General features: G+C 67.2%; 2 protein-coding genes. Both read left to right on the forward strand.

Going from position 1 to position 1,328, the window contains the following annotated elements; translation table 11 throughout:
• The first annotated feature begins 55 nt into the window (after nucleotides 1-55).
• Complete coding sequence (locus DBR22_RS17770; RefSeq protein ID WP_108600110.1) at nucleotides 56-1,087, forward strand: zinc-dependent alcohol dehydrogenase family protein; 1,032 nt, start codon at nucleotides 56-58, stop codon at nucleotides 1,085-1,087.
• Between the two features lie 18 nt (nucleotides 1,088-1,105).
• Nucleotides 1,106-1,328: aldo/keto reductase (locus DBR22_RS17775; RefSeq protein WP_146187556.1), on the forward strand; the 223-nt coding region annotated here is incomplete at its 3' end.

A 1,328-nucleotide genomic window follows, 5' to 3' on the forward strand; every position in this document is an offset into this window, starting at 1 on the left:
GGCCATAACCGGTGTTCACTGGAAACCGGCCCACAACCAGTAAGGAATCCCAGACATGCGAGCAGCACTGATGTACGGCGCCGGCGACGTGCGCGTCGAAACCGTCCCTAACCCCGCCATCCAGGAGCCCACCGACGCGATCGTGCGCATCGTCGCCGGCTGCATCTGCGGCAGCGACCTGTGGCCCTACGCCGCCAAACCTGCATCCGCCGAAGGCGCCCGCATGGGCCACGAATTCGTCGGCATCGTCGAGGAACTCGGCTCAGAGGTAACCGGCCTGAGCGTTGGTGACTTTGTCATCGCACCATTCGTGGCCTCCGACGGCACCTGCGACTTCTGCAGGGAAGGCCTGCAGACCTCCTGCCGCCACGGCGCCCACTGGGGCGGCCACGACGACGGCGGACAGGGCGAATTCGCCCGTGTCCCGCAGGCAGCGGGAACCCTTGTCGTGGTCCCCGCCGGCTTCGACGAGAACCTCATCCCCTCACTGCTGAGCCTCTCCGACGTCATGTCGACCGGCTACCACGCGGCCAGGAAGGCCGGCATCCGACCCGGCGAGACGGTCACCGTGATCGGTGACGGCGCCGTCGGCCTCTGCGCAGTCATCTCCGCCAAGATGCTGGGCGCCTCGCGCATCATCCTCATGGGGCGCCACCATGGCCGCACCGAACTGGGCCGCGAATTCGGTGCCACCGATGTCGTCGCCGAACGCGGCGAGGAAGGCATCGCCAAGGTCAGGGAACTCACCAACGGCGACGGAACGCATGCCGTACTCGAAGCCGTGGGCCTGAAGCCCGCGATCGAGATGGCGATCGGCGTGGTCCGCGATGGCGGCGTCATCAGCCGCGTCGGCGCGCCGCAGTTCTCCGAAGTTCCGCTGGGATTCCGGGAGTTCATGCGCAACATCACGCTCACCGGCGGGGTCGCACCCGCCAGGGCGTATATCGAGGAACTCCTGCCTCTCGTGCTCGACGGCACCATCGAACCGGGCAAAGTCTTCGACCGCACCATCGGCATGGACGAGGTTCCTGCCGGCTACCAGGCCATGGCCGACCGCGAAGCGCTCAAAGTACTCGTCCGCCCGTAACCACAGAAAGCACCACCTATGGAATACCGCCCACTCGGCCGCACCGGCGTGCAGGTCAGCCCCCTCTGCCTCGGCGCGATGATGTTCGGACCCTGGGGCAATGACGACCACGCCGATTCCACCCGCATCATCCACCGCGCCCTCGACGCCGGCGTCAACTTCATCGACACCGCCGACGTCTACTCCGGCGGGGCCTCGGAAGAAATCGTCGGCGAGGCCCTGGCCGGACGCCGCGACGACG

The organism is Arthrobacter sp. HMWF013, from assembly GCF_003061105.1.
Lineage (GTDB): Bacteria > Actinomycetota > Actinomycetes > Actinomycetales > Micrococcaceae > Arthrobacter.

What these genes read in the sequence shown, in the direction of transcription:
- DBR22_RS17770 (WP_108600110.1), top strand. Translation starts at nt 56, where the DNA reads ATGCGAGCAGCACTGATGTACGGCGCCGGCGACGTGCGCGTCGAAACC.